The sequence below is a fragment of the Neobacillus sp. DZ-9 genome (assembly GCF_059587065.1).
The window spans coordinates 593787-620161 of record NZ_JCAIOL010000003.1 but is presented as its reverse complement, the minus strand read 5'-3'; the positions used below and the strand labels follow the sequence as shown (position 1 = coordinate 620161).

General features: G+C 39.6%; 23 protein-coding genes. 20 read left to right on the top strand and 3 right to left on the bottom strand.

Features of this window, described 5'->3' with window-relative positions:
* Positions 1-22: 22 nt before the first annotated feature.
* The 16 genes from AC59HZ_RS11385 to AC59HZ_RS11310 all read left to right on the top strand — a co-directional run bounded on the left by AC59HZ_RS11385 (position 23) and on the right by AC59HZ_RS11310 (position 18187).
* The gene (locus tag AC59HZ_RS11385) at positions 23-1624 is read left to right on the top strand and encodes an ABC transporter substrate-binding protein (RefSeq protein WP_496545904.1); all 1602 of its coding nucleotides are present in this window, start codon (positions 23-25) and stop codon (positions 1622-1624) included.
* 10 nt (positions 1625-1634) lie between these two features.
* The gene (locus AC59HZ_RS11380; protein ID WP_496545903.1) at positions 1635-2660 is read left to right on the top strand and encodes an ABC transporter permease; all 1026 of its coding nucleotides are present in this window, start codon (positions 1635-1637) and stop codon (positions 2658-2660) included.
* A gap of 15 nt (positions 2661-2675) precedes the next feature.
* A complete protein-coding gene (nikC, locus tag AC59HZ_RS11375) occupies positions 2676-3596 on the top strand; it encodes a nickel transporter permease (RefSeq protein WP_496545902.1) in 921 nt (306 codons plus the stop codon).
* 16 nt (positions 3597-3612) lie between these two features.
* Positions 3613-4590 (top strand): ABC transporter ATP-binding protein, encoded by a 978-nt coding sequence (locus AC59HZ_RS11370; RefSeq protein ID WP_496545901.1) that lies wholly within the window; start codon positions 3613-3615, stop codon positions 4588-4590.
* Positions 4583-5566 carry an ABC transporter ATP-binding protein gene (locus tag AC59HZ_RS11365; RefSeq protein ID WP_496545900.1) on the top strand — a complete coding sequence of 328 codons (984 nt, stop codon included), beginning with the start codon at positions 4583-4585 and terminating at the stop codon, positions 5564-5566. Before AC59HZ_RS11370 ends, AC59HZ_RS11365 begins: the two co-directional genes overlap by 8 nt.
* A 495-nt stretch (positions 5567-6061) precedes the next feature.
* A complete protein-coding gene (locus AC59HZ_RS11360) occupies positions 6062-7069 on the top strand; it encodes a LacI family DNA-binding transcriptional regulator (protein WP_496545899.1) in 1008 nt (335 codons plus the stop codon).
* A gap of 15 nt (positions 7070-7084) precedes the next feature.
* Positions 7085-8188 (top strand): BMP family ABC transporter substrate-binding protein, encoded by a 1104-nt coding sequence (locus AC59HZ_RS11355; RefSeq protein WP_496545898.1) that lies wholly within the window; start codon positions 7085-7087, stop codon positions 8186-8188.
* An 84-nt stretch (positions 8189-8272) separates the two neighbouring features.
* The gene (locus tag AC59HZ_RS11350) at positions 8273-9826 is read left to right on the top strand and encodes an ABC transporter ATP-binding protein (RefSeq protein WP_496545897.1); all 1554 of its coding nucleotides are present in this window, start codon (positions 8273-8275) and stop codon (positions 9824-9826) included.
* Positions 9827-9875: 49 nt separating this feature from the next.
* The gene (locus AC59HZ_RS11345; protein ID WP_496545896.1) at positions 9876-10868 is read left to right on the top strand and encodes an ABC transporter permease; all 993 of its coding nucleotides are present in this window, start codon (positions 9876-9878) and stop codon (positions 10866-10868) included.
* Positions 10861-11781 carry an ABC transporter permease gene (locus tag AC59HZ_RS11340; protein WP_496545895.1) on the top strand — a complete coding sequence of 307 codons (921 nt, stop codon included), beginning with the start codon at positions 10861-10863 and terminating at the stop codon, positions 11779-11781. Before AC59HZ_RS11345 ends, AC59HZ_RS11340 begins: the two co-directional genes overlap by 8 nt.
* A gap of 14 nt (positions 11782-11795) precedes the next feature.
* Positions 11796-12731 (top strand): nucleoside hydrolase, encoded by a 936-nt coding sequence (locus AC59HZ_RS11335; RefSeq protein ID WP_496545894.1) that lies wholly within the window; start codon positions 11796-11798, stop codon positions 12729-12731.
* Positions 12732-12735: 4 nt separating this feature from the next.
* On the top strand, positions 12736-14133 hold the full coding sequence (locus AC59HZ_RS11330; RefSeq protein WP_496546046.1) for an ADP-ribosylglycohydrolase family protein: 1398 nt from the start codon (positions 12736-12738) through the stop codon (positions 14131-14133).
* Positions 14134-14203: 70 nt separating this feature from the next.
* Positions 14204-15094 (top strand): ribokinase, encoded by an 891-nt coding sequence (gene rbsK / locus AC59HZ_RS11325; protein ID WP_496545893.1) that lies wholly within the window; start codon positions 14204-14206, stop codon positions 15092-15094.
* Between the two features lie 332 nt (positions 15095-15426).
* Entirely contained in the window at positions 15427-15714 is a 288-nt protein-coding gene (locus AC59HZ_RS11320; RefSeq protein WP_496545892.1) for an ArsR/SmtB family transcription factor, read from the top strand.
* A gap of 75 nt (positions 15715-15789) precedes the next feature.
* Positions 15790-16890 (top strand): alkene reductase, encoded by a 1101-nt coding sequence (locus tag AC59HZ_RS11315; protein WP_496545891.1) that lies wholly within the window; start codon positions 15790-15792, stop codon positions 16888-16890.
* 106 nt (positions 16891-16996) lie between these two features.
* On the top strand, positions 16997-18187 hold the full coding sequence (locus AC59HZ_RS11310; protein WP_496545890.1) for an MFS transporter: 1191 nt from the start codon (positions 16997-16999) through the stop codon (positions 18185-18187).
* Between the two features lie 136 nt (positions 18188-18323).
* On the opposite strand, the gene AC59HZ_RS11305 is transcribed toward AC59HZ_RS11310, so the two are convergent.
* Positions 18324-18992, bottom strand: coding sequence for a YjbE family putative metal transport protein (locus tag AC59HZ_RS11305; protein ID WP_496545889.1), 669 nt, complete (start codon positions 18990-18992; stop codon positions 18324-18326).
* A 234-nt stretch (positions 18993-19226) separates the two neighbouring features.
* On the bottom strand, positions 19227-20711 hold the full coding sequence (locus AC59HZ_RS11300; protein WP_496545888.1) for an aldehyde dehydrogenase family protein: 1485 nt from the start codon (positions 20709-20711) through the stop codon (positions 19227-19229).
* A gap of 222 nt (positions 20712-20933) precedes the next feature.
* Here AC59HZ_RS11300 and AC59HZ_RS11295 point away from each other — a divergent pair, with 222 nt between their 5' ends.
* The 4 genes from AC59HZ_RS11295 (at position 20934) to AC59HZ_RS11280 (ending at position 24813) form a co-directional block, all read left to right on the top strand.
* Positions 20934-21107 (top strand): hypothetical protein, encoded by a 174-nt coding sequence (locus AC59HZ_RS11295; protein WP_496545887.1) that lies wholly within the window; start codon positions 20934-20936, stop codon positions 21105-21107.
* Positions 21108-21306: 199 nt separating this feature from the next.
* Positions 21307-22194, top strand: coding sequence for a YitT family protein (locus AC59HZ_RS11290; RefSeq protein ID WP_496545886.1), 888 nt, complete (start codon positions 21307-21309; stop codon positions 22192-22194).
* A gap of 330 nt (positions 22195-22524) precedes the next feature.
* Complete coding sequence (locus tag AC59HZ_RS11285; RefSeq protein ID WP_496545885.1) at positions 22525-23550, top strand: ROK family transcriptional regulator; 1026 nt, start codon at positions 22525-22527, stop codon at positions 23548-23550.
* Between the two features lie 30 nt (positions 23551-23580).
* Positions 23581-24813 (top strand): MFS transporter, encoded by a 1233-nt coding sequence (locus AC59HZ_RS11280; RefSeq protein ID WP_496545884.1) that lies wholly within the window; start codon positions 23581-23583, stop codon positions 24811-24813.
* A gap of 1 nt (position 24814) precedes the next feature.
* Here the strand turns inward: AC59HZ_RS11280 and AC59HZ_RS11275 are convergent, their stop codons facing one another.
* On the bottom strand, positions 24815-26236 hold the full coding sequence (locus tag AC59HZ_RS11275; protein WP_496545883.1) for a PQQ-dependent sugar dehydrogenase: 1422 nt from the start codon (positions 26234-26236) through the stop codon (positions 24815-24817).
* Between the last annotated feature and the right edge of the window lie 139 nt (positions 26237-26375).

Here is a 26375-nt window from a genome sequence, read left to right as displayed (position 1 = left end):
CACAAAACAAGGAGGAGAAAATATGAGGAATCAGAAAAAATATTATTACCTTTTTGTCACCATGATTTGTTCGTTCCTATTACTTGCGGCATGTTCTGGCAATCAAAAGACAAACTCATCATCTACAACTGCAAAAGCAGGCAAACCTCAGGGCGGCATCGCCACCTACGGTTCCCATGAAGATGTCATGACCTTCTGGGATCCAAGTGACAGCTATTCCAATGAAATTATCGCCATGAACAACATGTATGAAACGCTTCTTCGATATGATCCAAAAACACAATCCTTTGAAAAGGTATTAGCTGAAGATTACAACGCCTCCAAAGATGGACTTACCTGGACATTCAAACTCAAACAGGGCGTAAAGTTCCAAACTGGGAATGAATTGACCGCAGATGCAGCGAAAGCTTCCATCGAACGCACGATTCAGCGCGGCAAAGGGGCAGCCTTCATCTGGGATTCCGTCAAAGAAATCAAAGCAGTAGATAAATATACTTTAGAATTCGACCTGAAATATCCATCTGCCTTGGATACAGTTGTTTCCTCAGGTTATGCAGCCTACATCTTTGATTCCAAATATGCAGAAGAAAAGGGCGGTGATAAATGGTTTAATGAGGGACATGCAGCCGGTACCGGTCCATATATGCCTGAAAAATGGGAGCGAGGCAGCCAGTTAATTTTAACAGCCTTCGACCAATATTGGGGAAAATGGAAAAACAACAATTACCAAAAGGTTGTATTTAAAACCATCCCTGAGGCCAATACCCGCCTGCAAATGGCCAAAGGTGGTCAGCTCCAGATTGTTGACCAGCTTCCAAATGAGTTAATCAAATCCGTTGAAGGAGAAAAGAATGTTTCCGTTGTAAAAACGAATAGCTTCCAGCAGCTGATTATGCAGCTGAATACACAAAAAGCTCCATTAAATAATCCAAAGGTCCGCCAAGCGATTGCCTATGCAATCCCATATGACAAAATCATTAAGGATGTTTTAGGCGGCATGGCAGAGCAGTCTCACGGGAATGTGCCGAAAGGGCTGTGGGGGTATGATGAAAGCCTGACTCAATATCACCAGGACCTAGACAAAGCAAAGCAATTATTAAAAGAAGCTGGTGTCAACGGAGGAAAATTAACGCTAACGTATGCCTCTGCGGATGAAGAGCAGCGCCAAATTGCCGAACTTTACAAAATTGAGTTGGCGAAGATCGGCTTTAACGTAGACGTAAAAGGGATGATCTGGGATGCACAGTGGGATTTATCCAAGTCATCTGATGCTAAAAACCGTCAGGATATCTTCTTCATGTACTGGTGGCCGGATTACGCCGATCCGTATTCATTTATGAAAAATCTATACGGGTCTGAGAAAGATATCGTGTTCAATCTCGCTTATTATAACAATCCGAAGTATGATGCCATGATTATTGATGCTCAACAAGTTGCCGGAGTAAATCGTGACAAGGCGATCGCCGATTACAAACAAGCACAGCAAATTTTAGTTGACGATGTACCGGGGGTATCTCTCTACGACCGTCTATATGTTCGTGTCATCGATAACAGCTTTGGAGGATATGTAGATAATCCTGCCTATCCAAACGTGGTATTCTTCCACAACACCTTTAAAAAGTAGGTGACAAGAAATGATTCGATTTTTCGTCCGCAGAATTGGCCTAGGAATTCTAGTACTGTTTGGGGTTTCTCTCATTACATTCGTCATTGCGCGCGTCATCCCGTCCAATCCTGCGGCCCGTTGGATCGGGCCAAAAGCAACGGCCGAACAGATCAAGGCGGCTACCGTTGAATTAGGGTTGGACAAGCCAATTTCCACCCAGTATGTTCATTACATTAAAGGGCTGTTTTCAGGTGATTGGGGAGTATCGATTACTTCCCATCAACCTGTTTTAAAGGAACTATTAACCTATCTGCCTTCGAGTCTTGAAATTATTATCGGAGGGATGCTTATTGCCCTTATTATTGGGATTCCACTTGGTGTGTTAACAGCTGTCTACAAAGGTACATGGGTAGACCACCTATCAAGGGGAATCAGCATCGGGGGAGTTTCCATTCCTGCCTTCTGGCTGGCAATGATATTTCAACTGATTTTCTACCAGTTTCTTGGCGTGCTCCCTCTCGGGGAAAAAGTGTCCACAGATGTATCGCTGCTCTATCCGATTAAAACCGTTACGGGTTCTAATTTGGTCGATTCGATCATTCAAGGGAATTGGATGTTTTTCCAGGATTCACTTCTGCATTCGATATTGCCAATGCTGACAATGGCGGCTTTTCCTCTGGGAGTGGTTACACGGATGACCCGTTCCTCGATGCTCGAAGTCGTTAATGAGGATTACATGCGGGTTACGAAGGCATTTGGCTTCTCCAAATGGGTCCGCACGTTTAAGTACGCGCTAAAGAATGCGATGGGACCTACTGTCACTTCCCTTGGACTGACCTTTGCCTATTCGTTGACTTCTACTTTTTTAATAGAGTCGGTGTTTACATGGCCCGGCCTTGGTTTATATACTTCGAAAGCAATTCTATCCTCCGATTTTCCGGTAGTTATGGGGGTTACCATTTTTGTGACGGCAGCCTACCTTATTGTGAATTTACTTGTCGACGCAATTCTAGCCCTCTTGGACCCAAGGATAAAAGTCAATGCAGAGAGTTAAGGAGGAAATAATAAGATGAATTCTAATACGAATATAGCTCCTCCAGCTGCAACAAAGAGCAATTCTAAATCAAAAGTTGCAAACAGGCCTTTTTTCATAGAGGCCCGCTATTTTTTTAAAAATAATAAGCTCGCCTTTATCGGTTTTATTATTATTGTTGTCCTAATCTTACTGGCTTTGCTGGCACCAGTCATTATCCCTTATAAGCAGGATATTGCCCAAGAGACGCATATGGAGAACAAACTGCTGGCTCCAAGCGTTGCTCACCTTTTTGGCACTGATGAACTCGGCAGGGATTTATTCAGCCGGACCATCTATGGAACGCGCATTTCCTTTCAAATTGGCCTGATTGCCATTGGATTGTCTATTCTCATCGGGATTCCGCTAGGGTTGATTGCTGGTTACTTTGGAAAGTGGATTGATGAGGTTATTATGAGGATTAGCGATATCTTCCTTAGCTTTCCACCGCTCCTGCTTTCCATTGCTATTTCGGCCCTGCTTGGTCCATCGCTTACTAATATGATGATTTCGATTGCCATTTCGTGGTGGCCATGGTACACAAGGCTCATCCGCGGACAGGTGATTTCATTAAGGGAACGCGGTTTCGTTGAAGCGGCCAAATCTCTCGGTGTACCGTCATGGGTGATTATCCGGCGCCATATATTGCCGAACAGCTTGGCGCCGGTGATCGTGCAGATTTCAATGGATTTTGGCTCCATCATCCTGACAGCGGCGTCGCTTAGTTTCTTAGGGTTAGGGGCTCAGCCGCCGCAACCTGAATGGGGGCTTCTCGTGAATATCGGGAAAAATTACTTTTTAACCAACTGGTGGTATGTGACGTTTCCCGGTTTATTTATTTTTATCACGGTTATGGCCTTTAATCTTTTCGGGGACGGGCTGCGGGACTATTTAGATCCAAAAACCCGGGAGTCTTAATGGAGGGGGAATCAACGTGGATGTTCTATTAGAGATGAAAAATGTAAAAGTCGAAATCGAAACCCGCACGGGAACATTTACCGCATTGGATTTAGAAAACCTGTTCATTAACCGGGGTGAAACCGTCGCGCTCGTTGGTGAAACGGGCTCCGGAAAGTCAATGACTGCATCGGCGATTATGAATCTTTTCCCGACAAAAAAAGCAAAAGTTACCAAAGGTTCCATTCTTTTTGATGGAGAGGATTTACTCAAGCTCTCGGAGGAAAAAATGGAACAACATCGTGGCCAATCAATGACCATGATTTTTCAAGACCCGATGACTTCTTTAAATCCAGTTTTTCGTATCGGCGAACCAATGGTAAAAATGATCCACCGGCATTTGGGGGTAACGAAGCAAGAGGCGGTTCAAAAAGCAATCGAGGCTCTTTCTTTTGTCGGTCTGCCTGATCCTAAGAATCTAATAAAAAGGTATCCTCATGAATTAAGCGGCGGTCAGCGGCAACGTGTGATGATTGCGATGGCGATGGCCTGCAATCCTATGCTGCTTATTGCGGACGAACCGACAACTGCTCTGGATGTGACGATTCAGCTGCAAATTCTTTATTTGCTTAATCAAATGAAGGAGAAAAATGGAACCTCGGTACTTTTTATTACACATAACCTTAGTGTTGTTTCTCATATTGCGGACAGGATTGTCATTATGTACGGAGGGGTGATTCTGGAGTCAGGGAAGACTAAAGAGGTATTCGAGCATCCGAAACATCCGTACACAAAAATGCTCATTGATGCAATACCGAGAATCAATGACCAGCGTGAAAAACTCCCGGTCATTGAGGGAATGATTGACAGGACGTTAACGGGTTGTCCGTTTACGAACCGCTGCCCGATGGCAAAGCCTAAATGCGCACTGGCCAGGCCAGTTCTGGCGAAGGTTTCGCAAGAGCACAGTACGGCCTGTTTCTATCCGCTGGAGGAGGTGGAGAAGGTTGTCTAATTTACTAGAGTTAAAGGAAGTAAAAAAATACTTTCCAGTAAGGACGGGCCTAATGGGTAAAAAACAATTCCTCCATGCGGTTGATAATGTGTCTCTGGCGATTGAAGAAGGGGAGTGCTTTGGTCTTGTAGGTGAATCCGGGTGCGGAAAAAGTACACTTTCACGGACCATCTTAAAAAGCTACTCCCCCACAGAGGGGACGATTACCTTTCTAGGGCGGGACCTTTTTCAAATGGGGAAGGAAGAGGAAAAGAAGGCAAAAAAGAATATCCAAATGGTGTTTCAGGACCCCTACTGGTCTGTGAATCCAAAGATGAGAATCGGGGCGATTATCGAAGAGCCGCTAATTACTCACTTGAAAATGAGTAAACAAGAACGGGAAATTGAAGCGAAACGACTTTTAGGAGAGGTCGGTTTATCTGAGGATTTTTATTACCGATACCCGCACCAACTGAGCGGCGGCCAGCGGCAAAGGGTCGGCATCGCCCGCGCAATTGCACTGAATCCTAAATTAATCATTCTCGATGAACCTACTTCAGCGCTCGATATGAGTGTTCAGGCGCAAATTTTGAATTTGTTAAAGGAACTACAAAAAACCAAAGGGTTCACCTACTTGTTTGTTTCACATGATTTAAGTGTCATCCAGTATATGTGTTCAAGATTGGCCGTGATGTATTTGGGGGAAATCGTGGAAATGGGGGAAACCCGGGAGATTTTTGCTGCTCCGAAACATCCCTATACGAAGCTTCTGCTTCAATCGTTGCCGACGCTCGATAAAACGGATTTTACCCTAACGATGTATGAAGGCGAAATGCCAAAAGCCATTGATCCGCCTGAAGGCTGCCGGTTCATTACCAGGTGCCCGTATGCGGTCAGCGCCTGTCAGACAAAACAAGAGCTTATTTCAATGGACGGAAGTGAAGAACAGTTTGTTCGATGTCATCGGGTAGAGGAAATTGGCGGTCAGTTGAAATAGGGCTGAATTATTAGAGAGAAAGAGAGGGCGCACCTCTCTTTTTTATTATAGAGATTTTGGCATAGAAAAAGCACCAGCTGCTTTTATTGTTAATTTTTCCTTTTTGTGGAGTTAACTCATTTCGTAAATCAAAGTTTGTGAAGGATTGTTCTTAACTAACGATTTCTATTGTAGAATAATGGAGCTGGTTATATAAATACATCTAAAGACATTTTGTGAGTTCTAATGAAGATTGCCCGGTATTGGTTTTACCGGGCAATTTTTTATTCGAATAGGAACGAAGGTGGAGAGTATTTTTCGCGCTGCTTTTTCAACTCTTTGTTTTTCAGCCTTCGATAATTTTATTTTAAAATTATTATTTTAATATAGTTAATTACGAAACATTCTAATATTGTAAAAATTTAAGTTGACAACCTTCACATTTCAATTGTAAATTAAGACTATAAAAGTTACTAAAACGTTTTCGAAAAACGTTTTAGTAAAGGGGAGGGTTCAATGACTGTCACGATTAAAGACATCGCTCGTATGGCTGGAGTATCCGTTACCACCGTGTCGAAGGTTATCAATGGGAAGGATCATGATATAAGGGACAGTACAAGAGAAAAAGTCCAAAACCTTATTAAGGAACACAAGTATTCACCTAATAGACTTGCCCAAAGTATGATTACCAAGAAAACGAAAACCATTGGATTAATTATTCCCGATGTGCGAAATCCGTTCTTCACCGAAATCGCGAGGGGCGTTGAGGATATTGCGATCGAGAATGGGTATACGGTCTTTATTTGTAATTCTGATGATGATATCAAAAAAGAAATCATGTACATTGAAATGCTTGCAGACAAAAAGGTGGACGGACTCGTCCTTGCTCCCGCGATTTTGAGGGATGAACAATTGGAAAAAGAGGTGAATATTTCGACTCCGATTGTTCTAATCGATAGAGAGACCTCCATTCATGGGATTAAAGGGAAGATTCGAATTGATAATTTTCAAGGTGCATATGATGCGGTAAAGTGCTTGCTGGAACTTGGACATAAAGAGATTCTTTTCTTCTCGGGGCCGATTCACGAATTTCCTTCTAAAGATCGTTTGGCTGGGTATCGAAAAGCCTTGGAAGATTACGGGATTCCGTTTGCCGAGGAAAATGTTATCATCGGGGATTTTAAGCGGAAATGGTCAGAGGAAAGAATGGATGAGTTGATTCAGAAAGGCAAGTCGTTTTCAGGCGTTTTTTGTGGAAATGATCTTATCGCCATTGATGTGATAAAAAGCTTGCAAAAAAATGGAATTAAAATTCCAGAGGAAGTAAGTATCATAGGGTTTGATGATACTCCGATTGCTACGGTTGTTAGCCCCGAATTAACCACCATTCGACAGCCAAGTTATGAAATTGGCTATAAATCGATTGAATTGCTGTTAAAACAAATCTATGACGAAACAAACAGCTATCAGGAAATTCTATTAAGGCATGAATTGATTATTCGCGGTACTACAAAAAATATATAAAAAGAGGGGAAACACATGAAAAAACCATTATTATCACTTTTACTTGTTAGTTCTCTTGCCCTATCAGCTTGTGCGACCAAAAAGGAAGATTCTTCTTCTTCAGAACCAAAAGGAAAAGATAAACTTGATGTTGTCTTATTGATTCCCGGAACGCTTGGGGATAAATCATTCTTCGATGCAGCCAATCGCGGATTGGAAAGTGTGAAGAAGGAACTAGGTGCTCACACAAAAGTTATTGAGATGGGAACCGATAAAACGAAGTGGGAACCTACCTATAATGATGTCGCTAACGAGGATTGGGATATTGTTATTTCCGGCGGATCGGAAATAACTGATATCTTCAATGCCACTGCAGAAGCTCATCCGGAAAAGAAATTTATTAACTATGATACAGATATTGAAGAAACTCCAGACAATGTGTATGCCATGTCTTATTCAACTAATGAGGTTTCCTTTTTAGCGGGAGCAACTGCGGCACTTATTTCGACCTCTAATATGCCAAATGCCAATCCGGAAAAAGAAATTGGCTTTCTTGGAGGAATGGATATCCCAGGAATCAATCAATTCTTAGTAGGTTATATCCAAGGGGCTAAATATGTTGTGCCGGATATTAAAGTCATGACTTCCTATGCTGGCGACTTCGTGAACCCTGCGAAAGGGAAAGAATTATCGCTGATTCAGTACAATTCAGGTGTTGACGTTATCTTTAACGTAGCCGGCGGTACAGGCCTAGGTATCTTTGATGCTGCTAAAGAAAAAACAAAATATGCCATCGGTGTAGACTCTGACCAAGGTGCGTTATTCCAGGATTCAGATAGTGCGAAAGCAAATCTTATTTTGACTTCTGCGATTAAAAAAATTGATTCTACTATCTTAAATGCGGTTAAGAAAACAGAAGACGGTACATTAAAATATGGTAAACGTGAAGTTCTGGGCTTTAATGAAGATGGAGTAGGTCTTGCTGAAAATGATATTTTCAAAAAGGAGATACCTCAGGATCTGCAAACCAAAATTGATGATGTAAAAGAAAAATTAGTCAATAAGGAAATTAAAGTTGATAATGCAATGGGAATGAAAACCTCTGAAGTAGAAAAAATCAGAAATTCTGTTAAACCTTAATGGATATTTTTTAAAAACTTGGTGGATGAAAGGAAGTAGATTCATACTTCCTTTTCAATTTTAGTTCAAAAGGTGGTTGAGTCAATGCAAGAACCGCTGTTGGAAATGCGAAATATAACAAAGGTCTATTCAAATGGTGTAGTGGCCAATAAGAATGTGAACTTTTCCTTAACTAAAGGTGAAATTCATGCCATTGTTGGAGAAAATGGTGCAGGAAAATCAACCTTAATGAAAATGATGTTTGGAATGGAAGAACCCAGTGATGGAGAAATCTTTCTAAGAGGGGAGAAAATCAAGCTACAATCCCCACAAGATGCCATTGATCGTGCAATTGGGATGGTTCATCAGCATTTTATGCTGGTTCCTTCCTTTACTGTTGCCGAGAATATGGTTTTAGGGATGGAGCCTAAAAAGGGAATCGGAATGGATCAACAAGAAGCCGTTAGAATGACTAAGGAATTATCGGTAAAATATAATCTTTCCGTTGACCCTAATGCAAAGGTTCAAGATTTATCGGTTGGAATGAAGCAAAAGGTGGAAATTTTAAAAGCTCTCCTCCGCGGGGCTAAAATTCTTATCCTGGATGAGCCAACAGCCGTACTAACTCCGCAAGAAACGGAAGAGCTTTTTAGAGAGCTTACGTTACTGAAGGAAAATGGCCATACGATTGTGTTTATTTCGCACAAGTTAAAGGAAGTAAAGGCAATTTGTGATCGAATAACCATTATGCGTAGTGGTAGAAGTGAAGGTGTTTTTGAAACAAAGGACATCAGTGAGCAAGATATTTCAAGATTAATGGTCGGCAGGGATGTTTTACTAAAATATGATAAGGATCAATCCTCCTATGGAGCACCTGTCCTTAAGGTGAATGGCATCAACTACACTAATGGTTTAGGAAAGCAAGTCCTTCAAAATGTGAATTTCACTGTCAGAGCTGGTGAAATTGTCGGAATCGCAGGAGTGGAAGGAAATGGCCAAACCGAGCTCATCCAGGCCATTAGCGGTCAATTGCGTATTGATGAAGGCTCAATTCAACTATATCATGAGGAAATTTCCCGTTCCAATATTAAGCAAATTAGAGATAAGAAAGTATCTTATATTCCTGAGGATCGGATGCGACAGGGAGCGGCGAAAGAAGCCAGTATTTCCGATAATCTCATTTCTACTCATTATCGAAAAAAAGAATGGAGCAATGGGCTTTTCTTAAAAGGAAGGAAAATCGTTCAATTGGCTGAAAGTCTCATCGACGAGTTTAAAGTGCGCTGCTCGGGGCCTTCCCAAGAAATCGGAATGTTATCAGGCGGAAATATGCAGAAGGTCGTTGTGGCTCGTGAATGTTCGACGAATCCGGAATTGTTGTTAGCAGAACAACCTACCCGTGGAGTGGATGTGGGGGCAGCTCAATTGATCCATCAAAAGATGCTGGAAATGAGAAAGATGGGCTGTGCAATTCTTTTAGTTTCTGCTGATCTTAATGAAGTACTTGAATTAAGTGATAGTTTACTAGTTATGTATAATGGAGAAATCGCAGCTTATTATCAACATCCCCAGACATTATCAGAATCAGAGCTTGGACTCAATATGCTTGGGATTAAAAAGCAAACTCCGGAAGAGATAGGGAGGGCTATTTATCATTAAGTTAAAACATTTTGAAGGAATCAGAACTTTTGCAGTTATTATTATCTCTTTGGTCATTGCCTTTCTGATTATTTCCTTCGTCAGTGAGCAGCCGTTAACTACTATCGGAATTTTTCTATTTGAACCCGTCTTAACTCTGTCACATATCGGAAACGTGATTGAAATGGCGATTCCATTAACCTTTGCCGGACTGGCAACTGCCCTGTTATTTCGGACTGGTTTATTTAATCTAGGAGCAGAAGGGATTTTCTATATCTCTGGAATCACCGCAGCTTCAGTGGCAATCTTTTTCCACCTGAATGGATTTCTTCACCCGCTCGTTGCTATTTTAGCAGGAGGCTTGGTTGGCGCATTGATTTCGACCATTGTGGGTCTGATGAAGGCGAAATGGAATGCAAGTGAATTGGTCACTTCCTTAATGTTCAATAGCATTCTATTAGGTGTTGGTTTATATATTCTAAACTATCATTTGCGTGATGCAAAAGCATTCTCGACGGTTTCCTTTAAGTTTGAACCCACAGCATTACTTACAAAAATATTACCTGGAACTAGAATTCATACAGGTTTAATTATTGTCATCCTCGTCGTCATTGCAACCCATTACTTTTTGTATAAAACAAAGTGGGGATATGAACTCAGAATGACAGGTGTAAATCGAGAATTTGCAGAGTACTCAGGAATTAATACGGTCAAGATTATTATTCTCGTTCATATCATTGCAGGATTTATATCGGGGGTTGGCGGCTCCGTTGAAATCCTAGGAATGTATACGAAATTTCAATGGACGGCCTTACCGGGATATGGATTTGATGGAGCCTTAGTGGCAATGCTCGCCAAGAATAAACCATTGCATATCATCGCATCTGCCTTATTCCTTTCCTATATTCGGATTGGGGCAGATCTCATGGCACGAATGTCCGATGTACCAGCTGAAATGATTTCCATTATCCAAGCTATTATTATTCTATTAATTTCTGCTGAATTATTCCTACGTTTCTTAAAGAATAGAATGCTACTGAAGGAGGCGGAAAAAAATGCATAGTTTTATTAATGTAATTTTGACAACCGATTTTGCCTTTTCCGTCATCCGTGTAACCACTCCTATTTTGTTTGCGGCATTAGGGGCATTGATTTCATCGCGAGCGGGAATCATTAATATTGGGATGGAAGGTTCTATGCTTGTTGCTGCTTTAACAGGGGTTGTTATAAGTGCCTATTCCGGAAGCGCATGGGTCGGTCTTCTAGCGGCGATCCTGAGTGGAATCATGATATCGGCAATATTGGCCTATTTCACGTTGAAAATTAAAACTGATATTATTCTTGGCGGAATTGCCATCAATATGTTTGCGTCAGGCGGGACCATTTTCATCCTTTATTTACTAAGCGGGGATAAAGGAGCATCTACATCTCTGAAAAGTCAATCCGTGCCGTCCATCAATATTCCGATTTTGCAGGATATTCCCGTTATCGGGCCCATTTTTTCAGGACATAATGTATTAACTTATATATCTATTCTTTCTGTCTTTATTGTTTATTATCTATTAAAACGAACTCCGCTGGGACTACGAATCCGTTCAGTTGGAGAGAATGCTCATGCGGCTCAATCCGTTGGGGTAAGTGTTTATAAGGTTCAATATATTTCATTGTTATTGAGCGGCCTTTTTGCCGGTCTTGGCGGTGCCTACATGTCGATGGGCTACTTATCGATGTTTACTCGCGATATGATTGCCGGACGAGGGTGGATTGCGATTGCCGCTGAAGCGATGGGAAGAGGTTCAACAATCGGAACAACAGCTACAGCGCTGCTTTTTGGCGCAGCGGATGCTTTATCCAATGCCTTCCAAGTACTGAAGATTCCGAGTGAATTGATTTTTACAATCCCTTATGTTGCAACAGTTATAGGGTTATTACTGTTTTCTATTAAAGAAACACGCCGAAAAGCTAAGGTTAAATAGAAAGGAAGTATAATATGAGACATATTATCATCGATTGCGACCCAGGTCATGATGATGCAATTGCCATTCTGATGGCAATCGCTCATCCACAAGAATTGAATATTCTAGGAATTACCACGATAGGTGGAAATTCTATTTTAGAAAATATTACCGATAACGCTCTTAAATTATTAAGCTTTGTTGATCAAGACATTCCGGTTGCGAAAGGTTCGAAGGGCCCTCTATTAGGGAATCTACAAACCGGCGAGATCGCACATGGGGAATCAGGAATGGATGGCCCTCTGCTGCCGCCTTCTAAATTTACTGTTGTAGAGGAAAATGCCGTAGAGTTTATGCTCCATAAAATACGCGCTTCAGAGGAAAAGGTCACATTAGTTCCGATTGGTCCATTAACGAACATCGCGTTGCTATTTACAAGTTATCCAGAAGTAAAGGAAAAGATTGAATGCATCTCCTTAATGGGTGGAGGCATTTACGAGGGGAATATCACTGCAACTGCCGAATTTAACATTTATGTCGATCCGGAAGCTGCCCAAATTGTCTTTTCTTCTGGGGTTCCGATTGTCATGAGCGGCTTAGATGTCACGACAAAGGCTGAAATCACTGTAGACGAAATTGCCGAATTGAAAAAGAGAGGGAAAGTCTCCTATATGGTCGGCGAACTTTTAGATTTTTATAATCAATATAGCAAAAAAATGGGGTATGACGGCAGTGCCCTCCATGATCCATGTGCGATTGCATGGCTCCTAAAGCCTGAACTTTTTCAATCAAAATCCCTATTTGTCAATGTTGAAACACGGGGTGTGCTGACAAGGGGGATGACGGTGGCAGACAATCGGAAGAAGCCTTCTAATCCACCGAATACAGAAGTGTTATTTGAAGTGAATCGTGAAGGATTTATTGAGCTCATTTTTGACTCACTTCAAATTTTAGATGAAAAAATGGGGTGATGAGATGGCAGGCTGGGACAGCTTACAAGAGTTAGTAAGATTTGAAATCATTCAACGCTCAGAAGAAGGCTGTAATGTGGATGGTTTTCAAGACATGGTGCTTGCTGCTGGTACGGATAAAATCAAATTGATGAATGTATACGATCAGTTGATGAAACTTCCTATTGAGAATGATTTTCCTTTCACGGAACCCTCTAATCTTGAGGACATCCGAAAGCTTCGCCCAAAAAGTGCGCCAAAGGTTCAGGCCACACTTAATAATGAGAAATGGTTATTGGATCAACTATTTGGTGCATGGTTAGGCAGAAGTGCCGGCTGTGCCCTTGGGAAACCAATAGAGCACTGGGATTATCTGATAGGGAATAAGCATCATCCAGGATGGAAAAATGTTGAGCTTTGGTTCAAAGGGGCCAATGCATGGCCGATAAAAGGATATACTCCCCGTCATTCCAGTGCGGAACAAGAGTGGGGCCTAGGATTAAATGATTGGTCACCTGGAAGTACTAGCGATACCATCAAATATATGGAAAGTGATGATGATATTCGCTACACTGTTCTCGGGTTAATCCTCCTAGAAGAAAAGGGAATACACTTTGATTCATGGGATATCGGTAAACTTTGGCATAGGTATTTAACGTATCAACAGGTATGTACCGCTGAAACACAATCCTATTTAAATTTTGCCCATATCACCTCCCATATGAAAGGGAGTAAGCCAAATGATTGGGAGCAAAAAATGGATTGGGTTAGGACCAATTTAAATCCTTATCGGGAGTGGATTGGAGCGCAAATCCGTGTAGATGTCTATGGTTATGCTGCTGCTGGAAATCCTGAACTGGCAGCGGAACTCGCCTATCGAGATGCTTCTTTTTCCCATGTAAAGAATGGAATTTATGGAGCCATGTTTGTTGCAGCCATGATCGCGGCAGCTTTTGTTGAAAAAGATAATGAGAGAATCATCGAAATCGGATTAGGACAAATTCCTGAAAATTGTAGACTCTCAAATGCAGTAAAGAAGGCAATTAACATTGCTCAGACAGCGAATAGTCAAGAAGAATTATATCGCCGTATTTGGGATAGCTTTCAACAGTATGATCCTGTTCATACGATTAATAATGCTGCTTTAGTAGCAGCATCACTGATATATGCTGGTGATGATTTTGAAAAGGCTATCACCACAGCCGTTGGTGGTGGATGGGATACGGATTGTAACGGGGCAACCGTAGGTTCTATTATGGGGACAAAATTAGGGGCAGAGCATCTGCCAGAAAATTGGATTTCTCCATTAAATAATACCCTTTATTCGGAAATTGTAGGATTTCATCCTACACTCATTTCAACATGTGCGGACAGAACTTACCAAGTATATACGAAAATTCAACAACAGATAGGAATGGTTTAGTGGGCAATCCTATAAAGAGGTTTTGCCAATATGTGTGTGACTAGACAACAAGTAAATTAGGTGAAATATCGTGGGGAAAATTGCAGTAATAGGCAGTATGAATATGGATTATATTATTGAAACGGATCAGCTCCCGAATCTTGGAGAAACGGTGATGGCGAATCACTATTTTAAGTTGATTGGTGGAAAAGGGGCTAATCAAGCCGTAGCAGCAGCACGCCTTGGTGGGGAAGTTACCTTTTACGGTTCACTTGGAAATGATGAAGACGGTAAGTTAATAAGGGACCTGTTGGCAAAGGAAAACATTAATGTTTCACATTTGAACCATGTTGACCATGCCCCTACAGGAGTTGCTTTTATTGAGATTTTGAAAAGTGAGAATCGTATTTTAGTCGTTCCAGGAGCGAATTCTTTTACAAATCAATCTTATATAAAAACAATAGAACAAAACTTATTGGAAAATGATGTGTTTGTTTTTCAATTTGAAACCCCCTTAGAAATACTAGAATATTTAGTGCCGATCTTACATCAACTGGGGAAAATTATCATTGTAAATCCTGCCCCGGCTTTAAGGTTACCCAAGGAACTTATTGATCGAATTAACTATCTGATTCCAAATGAACATGAATACAGAATTGTTTTAAATGAGGATGAACATACGTTTGAATCTATTTTAGAGAAATATTCAAATAGATTAATAGTTACTTTTGGGAAACAAGGCGTGCTATATCATGATGGTAAGCAGATTGTCACCACCCCAGCTATTAACGTTAGTGCAGTGGATACTACTGGTGCAGGAGATACTTTTACAGGTGCGTTTGCTGCAGCTATAGCCAGTGGGAAAAACAAATTAGAAAGTATTAAGTTTGCAACGATTGCAGCTGGTTTATCTGTCACAAAAAAAGGCGCTCAAACTGGAATGCCTATTATAGAGGAAATGGAAAATTTTTCAAATAATTGATTTAGTAACTGTCTCTTTGTTGAGGGGATGATATTCCTGATACCTTGGGCTCCAATGGTAAACGGAGAAACCGTTCAATGGCAATGCATGAAATAGCACCAGAAGTGTTGCCACATCCACTTCTCACATGTGGAATACGTAAACAACGAGTAGCAAGATGGTTAAACCCAATATTAAACATCGCATTTTAAGTGTATTCATTAAAGCCCTGATAATAATAATATCTGGGTTTTTTTGAATTATTTTTATTTAGATATTAAAAAATCGAAAAGCATTCTCTTGACAGAGCATCTCTAATTAAATACAATATTTCTAGAAATACTGAAATAAGGATGACTGAAAGGAGGTTTTTAGCGGTGAATGATGATATTGCAGTAAAAGTCTATAAGGCACTAGGTGAATCGACTCGTTTACAAATCGTAAAATTACTTGCAGGGCAATCAGAGTTAGCTTGCTTGGAAATGGCAAATCAATTAAAAGTCCCTGCCAATTCAACATTGACACATCATTTAAAACCATTACTCGATTGCGGATTATTAGCCGTTCGCAGAGAGGGAACCTTCAGATATTACAGTTTACAACGAGAAGTCCTTGCAAAATACGCTCCCGCTTTACTTTAATGTTAAAGCGGATTAATTTTAAAATCAATTTCAGTATTTATAGAAATATCGAATAAACGAACGGGGGAAAAAAATATGGCTCAAATTATCAAAGAAACAAATTCTGGGGAAAAATTAAAAAATAGTTCAGAAAGTAAATTGTTTGAACCGATTAAAATCGGTGCTTGGAATTTACGCTCTCGTATTGCAATGGCACCGTTAACAAGATCCTTTGCAGATGATGAAACGGGCGTAGTAGGAGAGGATATTGTTGAATATTACCGAAAACGTGCTGCTGATGGAGTTGGTTTAATCATTTCAGAAGGAACGGTCATTAGTCCTCGTGGAAAAGGCAATCCTGGAGTTCCAGGCATTTATTCAGACGAACAAATTATGGGATGGAAAAAGGTAACTGATGCTGTGCATAAAGAGGGAGGAACAATGATCGCGCAAATCTGGCATGTTGGTCGTCTATCTCATCACGAGCTTGCTGGAAATCTGCCTCCTCAAGCACCATCAGCGATTCCAGCTGAAGGCCATGTCTCTCGTTTCCGTAAGCCATATGATGTTCCGGAAGAAATGACAATTGAAGATATTAATGAAGTAATCAATCAATATACGCAAGCTGCGAAAAATGCAATAGCTGCAGGTTTTGATGGTGTGGAAATTCACGGTGCCCACGGATACCTGATTGACCAATTTAATTCAGATATAACCAATCATCGTAAAGACGGATATGGTGGTGACCTTGCTCAAAGGTTAACATTCTTGAAGAAAGTTACTAAAGCAGTTATCGACGCAATCGGTACAGAACGAACAATGATCCGATTCTCTGCTTTTAAAGGAGATATACCAAATTACATGTGGGATGATCCAGAAATGGCAATTCGCACTTTCGTTGAGGCATTTAAGGAAGTGGGTGCAACTATGATTCACCCATCGACTATGCAATTTGATCGTGTGCTTGCAGATGGAAAAACGATGCATCAATTGGTTCGAAAATATTGGGATGGTGTGATTATTGGGGTAGGTACATTAAATCCAGAAATGGCGAATCAGGCAATTGAAGAAGGAATAATTGATGTCGCGGCTTTCGGACGTCCATTCATTGCTAATCCTGATTTTATTCATCGTTTAAAAAGTGGTAAAGAATTGGAAGAATACGAGGTAAAGAAGCATCTTTTTACATTAATTTAAAGCATTAGAATAGAAAGAAGCTTTTATAGCTTCTTTCATTTTGTTTACTATTTCAGTGTTTATGGAAATATAGAAATTATAAATGATATTGAGGAGGAAAATTGACATGACAAATACTGCAAAGATTTATATTTTAGCATTGATAAGTTTTTTAGTTGGTACTTCACAGTACATCATCTCAGGTATTTTGGATAAAATGGCAGATGCTCTTGGAGTGTCAATTGGAGCGGCTGGTCAATTAATTACAGTCTTTTCATTATCCTACGCAATCGGTACACCTATATTAATGGTATTAACGGCTAAAATGGAAAGACGTAAATTACTGATCTATACGTTATTTGTTTTTATTGTGGGAAATTTATTATCAGTAATTGTTCCAGGGTATGGATTATTTATGATTGCTCGCATTATTATGGCCTTAAGTACAGGTGTAGCGGTCGTTACAGTTTTAAGTATCGCTGCAAAGATTGCACCTGCTGATAAAAAGGCAAGTTCAATTGCAACAGTTGTCATGGGATTTACCGCATCATTAATCATTGGTGTTCCTATTGGACGTTTTATTACTTCTACGTATGGCTGGAAATTTGTATTTATCGGTATCGCATTACTAGTTTTACTTGTCATTTTAATTGTTTTAAATACAATACCAAAAATAAATGGTGGTGCTTCAATCCCTTTAACGAGACAAATCGAAATGTTCAAAAAACCAAAAATTGCTTTAGCTTTATCCATCACCTTCTTTTTAATGACAGGGTACGGGATTATTTTTACTTATTTATCTCCATACCTTGTAAATACAGTAGGTATGAGTGATTCTCTTTTAAGCATTACTTTACTTGTTCTTGGAGTTGCAAGCTTATTTGGTTCTAAACTAGGTGGCTTAAGTGCAGATAAAAGAGGCGTAATTTTTACATTAAAAAGAGGGTTACTTGTAAACGTATCATCTTTAATTGTGCTGTCATTCATATCACATTCAATTATTGCAGTATTTATTATATTGACAGTCTGGTCATTTGCAGGCTGGTCATCAGGTGCAACTCAGCAATATAATTTAGCAACGATATCACCTAAATCCTCAGAAGTGTTGCTAGGTCTAAACCAATCGATGATGCAATTAGGTTTTGCAGTTGGGGCAGGTTTAGGTGGAGTAATTGTGGGGCAAATATCATTGTCTTCCATTACATGGTTCAGTGCGTTAAGTGTTGTGTTTGCAAGTATTACAACATTTGGATTATCACGTTTCTTAAATAATAAAAAGGTGGTCAACAAAGTTTATGCGGCACCAAAGCGAGCTTGATCAAAGTGGTGAAACCAGTTAGAAGTAAGCGCCAAATAATCCCCATCTTCTAAAATATGTGGATAATTTGACGCTTACATAAATAGAGATTTTGACATAGAAAAAGGCACCGGATTTGAACGGTGCTTTTTCATGCTTATATTGTAGCTTTTGCTTCTTTTCCCATGTTGTTCTTTACAAACACTGCTACCACTAAAATGATAGCCATAGCAATTGGAATAACTAAATGAAGTGATTCTGGAATTAAGATGTGGAACTTTTCTAATCCTTTATCTTCAACCATCATTTTACCTGCAGCAAAGGTTAATAAACCTGCACCAGCATAAACGATAATTGGAAATCGCTCCATTAAGCTCGTTAATAATTTGCTGCCAAAAATAATGATTGGGATGGAGATAGCAATCCCAATGATAATTGGAAGAATTCCTTCCGCAACGCTTGATAAAGCGATAACATTATCAATAGACATTGCGAAATCGGCCATCGCAATCGTTTTGATTGCTGTTAGAACTTGATCTGATGGTTTGATATTTGCATTTTCCTCTTCTTTATTTGCAATTAAATTGTAGCTGATACGTAACAAGATTAAACCGCCCACTAATTGCACGAAGGGTAATCCTAAAAACTGAATTAAAACTGTTGCTGCTAAAATCCTTAAAACAATAGCCATTAATGTCCCGCCAAAAATTGCTCGATTTCTCAAATGCTGGGGTACTTTACTAGCAGCTAATGCAATAACCACCGCATTATCACCCGATAACAAAATATCGATTCCAATTAAACTTAAAATTTGCAGAACTGTCATGCCTTTTTGGTTCCCCCTGTTTATGTATATTTTTGAACTTCTATAATATTGATATATCATATCTTTTTGGAATCTGGTAAAAAACTTTATGAACTTAATATGGGAATTCTATCCAAACCTATTTGGGCAGCGAATCTACTAGCTTGTGCCAAACCACTAGTTATCAAGAAAATGGAATAAAAAAAGAAGGTTGCTGAAAATCAGCACCTTCTTTTTAAGTAATCTATTAATATTTTATTGCATGGAAATCCATACACTCTTTACTTCTGTATAGTTATTTAGTGCATAGGATCCCATTTCGCGTCCAATACCAGATTGTTTATATCCGCCAAACGGTGAAGCGGCATCAAAGGCATTGTAGCAGTTTACCCAAACTGTTCCTGCACGAAGATTGTTGGCAATGTAGTGTGCCTTTGCGACATCCCGTGTCCACACACCAGCTGCCAGCCCATATTCGCTATTGTTTGCACGATTTATTAATTCGTCTAAATCGTCATATGGCATAGCAGAAATAACAGGTCCAAAGATTTCTTCCTTAGCGATGGTCATTTCATCACGAACATCTGCAAAAATAGTAGGGGACACAAAATATCCTTGTTCCTGAGGCTTTTCACCGCCAACTACTAGCTGTGCACCTTCATTTAGGCCCTTCTCAATATAGCCAAGTACCCGCTTTTGCTGCTCATCTGATACGAGCGGTCCAATTTCTGTATCAGCATGAAGTCCGGCACCTTGCTTAATTTTTTTCGCATGTGCAGCCATATCCGCTACAACATTATCGAATTGCTTCTTTTGGATGAATACGCGGGAACCAGCACAGCAAACCTGTCCTTGGTTGAACATTACACCGTTCAGTGCACCTGGAATTGCCTTTGTTAAATCCGCATCAGGCAGGATGATGTTTGGTGATTTGCCTCCAAGCTCAAGTGTTACTCGTTTCAATGATTTAGAAGCATTGGACATGATCGATTTTCCGACTTCAGTAGAACCAGTGAATGCAATTTTATCCACTAAAGGATGGTCAACAAGAGGCTGACCAGCTGTTTCTCCAAAACCAGGAACGATGTTGACAACACCTGCTGGGAAACCGGCTTCTTGAATTAGCTCTGCCAAGTAAAGAGCTGATAGAGGAGTTTGCTCTGCTGGTTTTAACACAACTGTACAGCCAGTTGCAAGCGCGGCTCCGAGCTTCCACATTGCCATTAGAAGTGGGAAATTCCAAGGGATAATTTGTCCCACTACTCCCACTGCCTCATGGCGAGTATAGTTTAAGAATGGTCCGTTTACAGGAATGGTTTGACCGACAATCTTTGTAGACCAGCCTGCATAGTAGCGCATATGCTCAATGGCCAAAGGAATGTCTGCATTGGTTGTTTCCCGGATTGGTTTACCGTTATCTAATGTCTCTAATTGTGCTAGTTCAGCACTGTTCTCTTCCATTAAATCAGCAAGCTTGTACATAAGCCGGCTTCGATTAGCAGCACTCATTTTTGACCATGGTCCTTGATCAAATGCTTTACGGGCAGCTTTTACTGCAAGATCAATATCTTCCGCACCCGCTTCGTAAACACATGCTAGTACCTCACCGGTAGCGGGATTGTAAGTATCAAATGTTTTTTGTGATTTGCTCTCAACGAATTCACCATTAATAAATAAATTCTTCTTTCCAGTTAGGAACTTTTCAACCTTTTCTTTTAAAGCTGTGGTTAATTGACTCATCTTATTCCTCCTTAAAAGAATATGTATTCTATTAGGAAAATCATGGTAGCGTTTACATATGAAATGTTAACACTATGAAAATATATAAACAACAAAAAGAAAAATAAAAATTCTGACAATAAACGACACAAACATTGATTTTCGCGAAAATATACAAATAGTATAAACTTGATTACAATCTGTAAAGACTATCTTCATAATCATATGAAGGGGTTTTTGAACATGATTAAATCAGATTTATTGAAAGAAATAATTGAAAGAATACCAACAATGTCTGATGAAGAATTAATTTCATGGAGTGAAGATTGTTCCAAAGAAATAGAAAGAAGGAAAATGGTCAAAAAGCAAAAATTTATGAAAGCCAAAAAGGAAAACAGAATGAAACGAATAAAATAGAAAAAACCTATCAATAGTGAATGGACAGGTAATTTTCAAAGAGAAATTTCCCAATAGCGAAGTACAATTGAAACTACTCTTGGGTAAAAAAGCTGGTCAAGTTTCCGACTAGCTTTTTCGTATGAGTATATACAATGGGCATATTATTTGATTTGTTAATAATAGGGAAACAATAATAAATATTGAAGGGAGAGATTTAATGAATACAGCTGAAGCAAAAAAGGGAATAAGACACAAAAAATTAACATTAAGGAATATTGTCAAAAGGGCGTTATTTATTACTATTGGTGCAATCATTATGGCTTATGGGTTAGAAGCAGTGTTAATTCCAAACAATATGATTGACGGCGGTGTAACGGGCTTATCCATGATATTGAGTCATGTGACCGCAATAAATCTAAGTATATTTTTAGTTGTTTTAAACTTACCTTTCTTTTTCTTAGGATATAAACAAATCGGTAAAACCTTTGCTGTTAGCATGTTGTATGGAATTGTAGCTCTTTCTGTGGCGACTACTTTTATGCATCATGTAAAACCTATTGTAAATAATGAGTTACTGGCAGTTGTTTTCGGTGGTTTAATTTTAGGTTTAGGGGTAGGCTTAACAATCAGAAATGGCGGAGTTTTAGACGGTACAGAAACATTGGCGATTTTAGTGGAGAAAAGGCTCCCGTTCTCTGTCGGAGAAATCATTATGTTTGTTAATGTGATTATCTTCGCGATTGCAGCCTTTGTCTACTCTTTAGAAAATGCTTTATTTTCGATGCTTACATATTATATTGCATTCAAGACTATTGACGTTGTTGTTAAAGGATTGGATGATATGAAATCTGTGTATATCATAAGCGATAATACTACTGAGATTGCGGATGCTATAACAGAGCGTTTAGGTCGGGGAGTGACCTATTTGCACGGAGAGGGTTCCTACAGCGGTGAAGATAAACGAGTTATTTTATGTGTTTTTACTAGGCTTGAGGAAACCAAGATGAAAGATATTATCAGGGAGCTAGACCCCCAAGCATTCATAATTGCTACAGACGTATCCTCTGTATATGGTGGTCGATTTAAGAAAAAAGATATTCATTAAAAAGGAGTCAAAGCTAATTATAGCCGCACAGTGAGGGTCGTCACTTGTGCGGCTTTTTCAAGTTTTAAATACCTAGTTTATTCTCGTATAGGAGTCGCTTACTATCGGATAAGCAAAATAACTCTCGGATAAGCGGCATTTTGTCATAAAATAATTAAATTTTATTAAAAATCATATGAAGTGAAGTTTGATTCAATTTATATCCCCATTGCTTTCGATAATTTTCTATGATATATTACCAGCATCACTTATTAAAGAGATTTAATAAGTTTTTTATTGTATACTTATTAAACCTCTTTAATAAGTTCATGTTAACAGGTGGTGACCCTTGTGAATACGACTCCAAAATCGCTGAAAACGGAAATTCTTCGCGGTATTCGTAAATCTCTTTTAGAAAATGGAAGTGCAACAAAAGTTGAACTCAGCGATAAATTAGGAATTAGTTTCCCGACAATAAGCAAATTCTTAACCCAGATGGAAAAGGACGGTGAACTTATTTCAGTTGGTCTTGATGATTCGAGCGGTGGAAGAAGGGCAAAAAGATATACATACAATCCGGAGTATATGTTGGGGCTGGCCATTTTTTTAGAAAGAACAGAGACCAATTATATTGTTTTTAACTGTTTAGGAGAAGAAAAGGACTCGGGAAAAACCTCAAGTGCATTAGTAGATGATGATTTAAAATTATTAACCAAGTGTGTTGAAGAGTTAATAGAGAAGTATCCGAAAATTAATTCTGTAGCCATTGGTGTACCTGGTTCCGTTGAAAATGGACGGATTATTTATATACCAGGGTATGAACATCTTCAAAATTTTGATTTGAAGAGATACTTGGAAAATCGTTTTTCACTCCCTATTGTAATAGAAAATGATATGAATGCGGCAGTGCTTGGTTATCACGATAGTAAGGGAAATAAGAAAAATAAATCTTTGATTTATTTATATTCAGGTCAAAATGGTCCAGGTGCCGGAATTATGGTAAATGGAGCTGTGGTGCGAGGCAGCACTAATTTTTCAGGAGAGGTTACATTCGTTCCACAGTATGATGACCGAAATTTTGGTGAAGCTTTGGGAAATGGAAACGGGACGAAGAAAGTATTTATATCTGAGGAATATGAAATCGACGCAATTAGCAGGTTAATAGCTTCCTTTACAGCTATCATTAATCCTCACACCATTATCTTTTGCGATGATGAAGTCAATCAATTGATCCTAGACCACATAGCAGAACGAAGCTCAAGGTATATTCCAGCAGAGCACCTGCCGGAACTAATAATGAGTGATTGGAAACAAGACTATCTATTTGGATTGCAAAGTCTTGGTCTTGATCTCATGATCACCGGAATTGGCAGCTAAGACATTTTTAAAAAAAGGCGGTGTTTATTTATGGCTACATTCTTTTTAGTTATTATCTACTTGGCGTTTATCAGCTTGGGTTTACCTGATTCCATATTAGGAGTGTCATGGTCTATGATGCAATCGGAATTTGGGGCACCGCTTGAGACTGCTGGATTGCTTTTTATGACAATCGCTGGAGGAACCATTATTTCCAGTTTTGCTAGCGGAGCAGTGCTAAAACGCTTCGGAACTGGCATTGTTACCTTTTTCAGTTGTTTTATGACAGCTGGAGCACTGCTTGGGTTTCATTTTGCTCCCTCGATTTTTTGGTTGTTTATTTGTGCCATACCACTTGGATTAGGTGCAGGTGCAGTGGATGCGGGATTAAACAATTATGTAGCATCACATTACAAAGCACACCACATGAGCTGGCTTCATTGTTTTTGGGGAGTGGGAGCTACACTTGGTCCCGTCATTATGGCTCAGTTTCTATCAGGGCAACATTCATGGAGAAGCGGGTATCTTGCCATTGCAGGTATTCAGTTTGCATTAGTTGTCATTCTTTTCTTCACTTTGCCTTTATGGAAAAAGGTTGGAGGAAACAACCATGGTATCTCAGCTAATGAGTCAGAAAACAATAATAGTGTTTTGAATGGAGCAGATGCTAAAAAACGTAAACCCATTCAAATTAGGGGAGTTAAACTAGCTTTGATCTCTTTCTTGTTTTATTGTGGCGCAGAATCAACGATCGGTCTCTGGGGAAGTAGTTTCCTAGTAAATGTTAAAGATATATCCGTAGAAGCAGCGGCAAAATGGGTTTCCTTGTATTACGCTGGAATAACAATTGGTAGATTCATAACAGGATTTATTACGTTAAAAATAGGAAACCATACTCTTATTCGGATGGGGCAGCTACTAGCATTAACTGGTGCGGCGCTTCTTTTCCTGCCATTGCCGTCCACGTTCTCACTAGTTGGTTTTATTATGGTTGGATTAGGATTAGCACCTATTTTTCCATGTATGTTACATGAAACACCAAGTCGTTTTGGACAGGAACATTCTCAGACCATAATGGGGTATCAAATGGCTGTTGCCTATACCGGCAGTACGTTCCTGCCGCCACTTCTTGGTTTCATTGCCGCACACTCAACAATAGGAATCTTCCCATTTGTCGTTGCGGGTTTTATTGCAATAATGTTTTTAGGATCTGAAAAATTAAATTCCATTTTGAATAGATTCGATTTATTAAGTGAAAAAAATAAAAACTCTAACGTAATTTAATTCATAAAACAATTTCAAAAATAGTACCTTGGTTAAAATCAGTCACTTTCATAGAGCCATAAACACCTAAATATAGTTTGGTATGATCCAGGTTTGTTCCCAAATTAACATAATAAGATGATTGAGTTCCAAAATTATAATCGGTTTCGATCACACTAAAATCATTAAGTTTTCCATCTGTTCTTACCCTGCTATAAGCTAAAACCCCTCTTACCGGAGGGCGAGATTCTTCTTTTCGGGCAAGATCGGTAAACACAACGCTTCCCGTTAAATCGGGGATTCCATTCCCCATATAGGCTTGCACTCCTGTAAGGGCAGTTCCTCCAAACTTATCGGGGCGGGGGTCTTTATGAAAATAACTAGTAAGTGGATGAAGACGCTTTACTGAAGTTTTGACTGCTTCATCGTAATAAGCAATTGTTTTCTCTTCTAAACCTTGGGTGTTGGTGCAATTCCTAATTATCGATGTAGGAAAAGCACCCTCCCATCCTCGCCAGCCAAAGTTAATCATTCCTTCTGGATCAGATTCGGTGTTACTTAAAGATGCTTGCACAAGCTGAGGAACCGGTATTGGTTTATACTGAACGAATGAAAAAATCGACTCCACCAGATCCTGTCCGACATTTCCTACATATTTGATAAATTGATGATAAAACCGTTGAAAGGAAATGCCTGGTATATTGCGGACCCCTTTGGCCATTACTGTTAGCGTTTCCTGAATAGGTGCGGGAAGTTCATTAAAACGTGTGACTACAGGTGGATTATTGATAAATGTATTTTTACTTACATCAATTTCAATAATTTTACCGGCGATTTCCATATTGTCCTGACTTAAATTGAATGGATCATATCCCGACCCGCCATCCCCGGTTGTTAAAACAAGTTTCCCTGTTTCGGGTGAAAAGTTTAAACTATTGACACCATTATGATTCATAAATGGTCTTCTTAAGTTTAGTAGTGTCCGTCGTTTTTGAGGCTGTCCATTTGATTGGAAAACCCATTCTTCTACTGTATCAATATGATCATATTGAGATTCTCTATTTGTCCACTTTAGGTTTAAGGTTTTGGGATCACACGGGTTAGGATTAAAACCCTCAGTTGGTGCACCTGCACCTGGACCTTGTGTTCCATCGAGTGAATAATGAAGATAAAATAGACCGGTATAATAAAATTGGGGATGAAACGCAAGACCCAGCAATCCCCGTTCATCATAACCACCGCCGGACTCCCCAAGTTTTATGATTCGTGGACGAATATCTAAAAAAGTCCGTAAACTTGAGTTTGCTATGTAAAAGATCTCACCTACCTGGGTTGCAATAAATAATCGTTCCGTTGTGTCACCCGGAAGGATCGTTGTTTTCAAAACAGTGGGTAAATTGATCTGACTAACAATAGGACGTAAACGAACCTTAACTTTTTTCACCCGACCTTCCACTCCTTCTTATTGATTTCTTTTATAAGAATATGACTAGAACAGTTCTATCAGTACCAATAAGGGATGTGGTGCTGTTTTTGTCTTCAGAAAATTTAATGAGTAATTGTAACTATTAGTCTGGCAAATA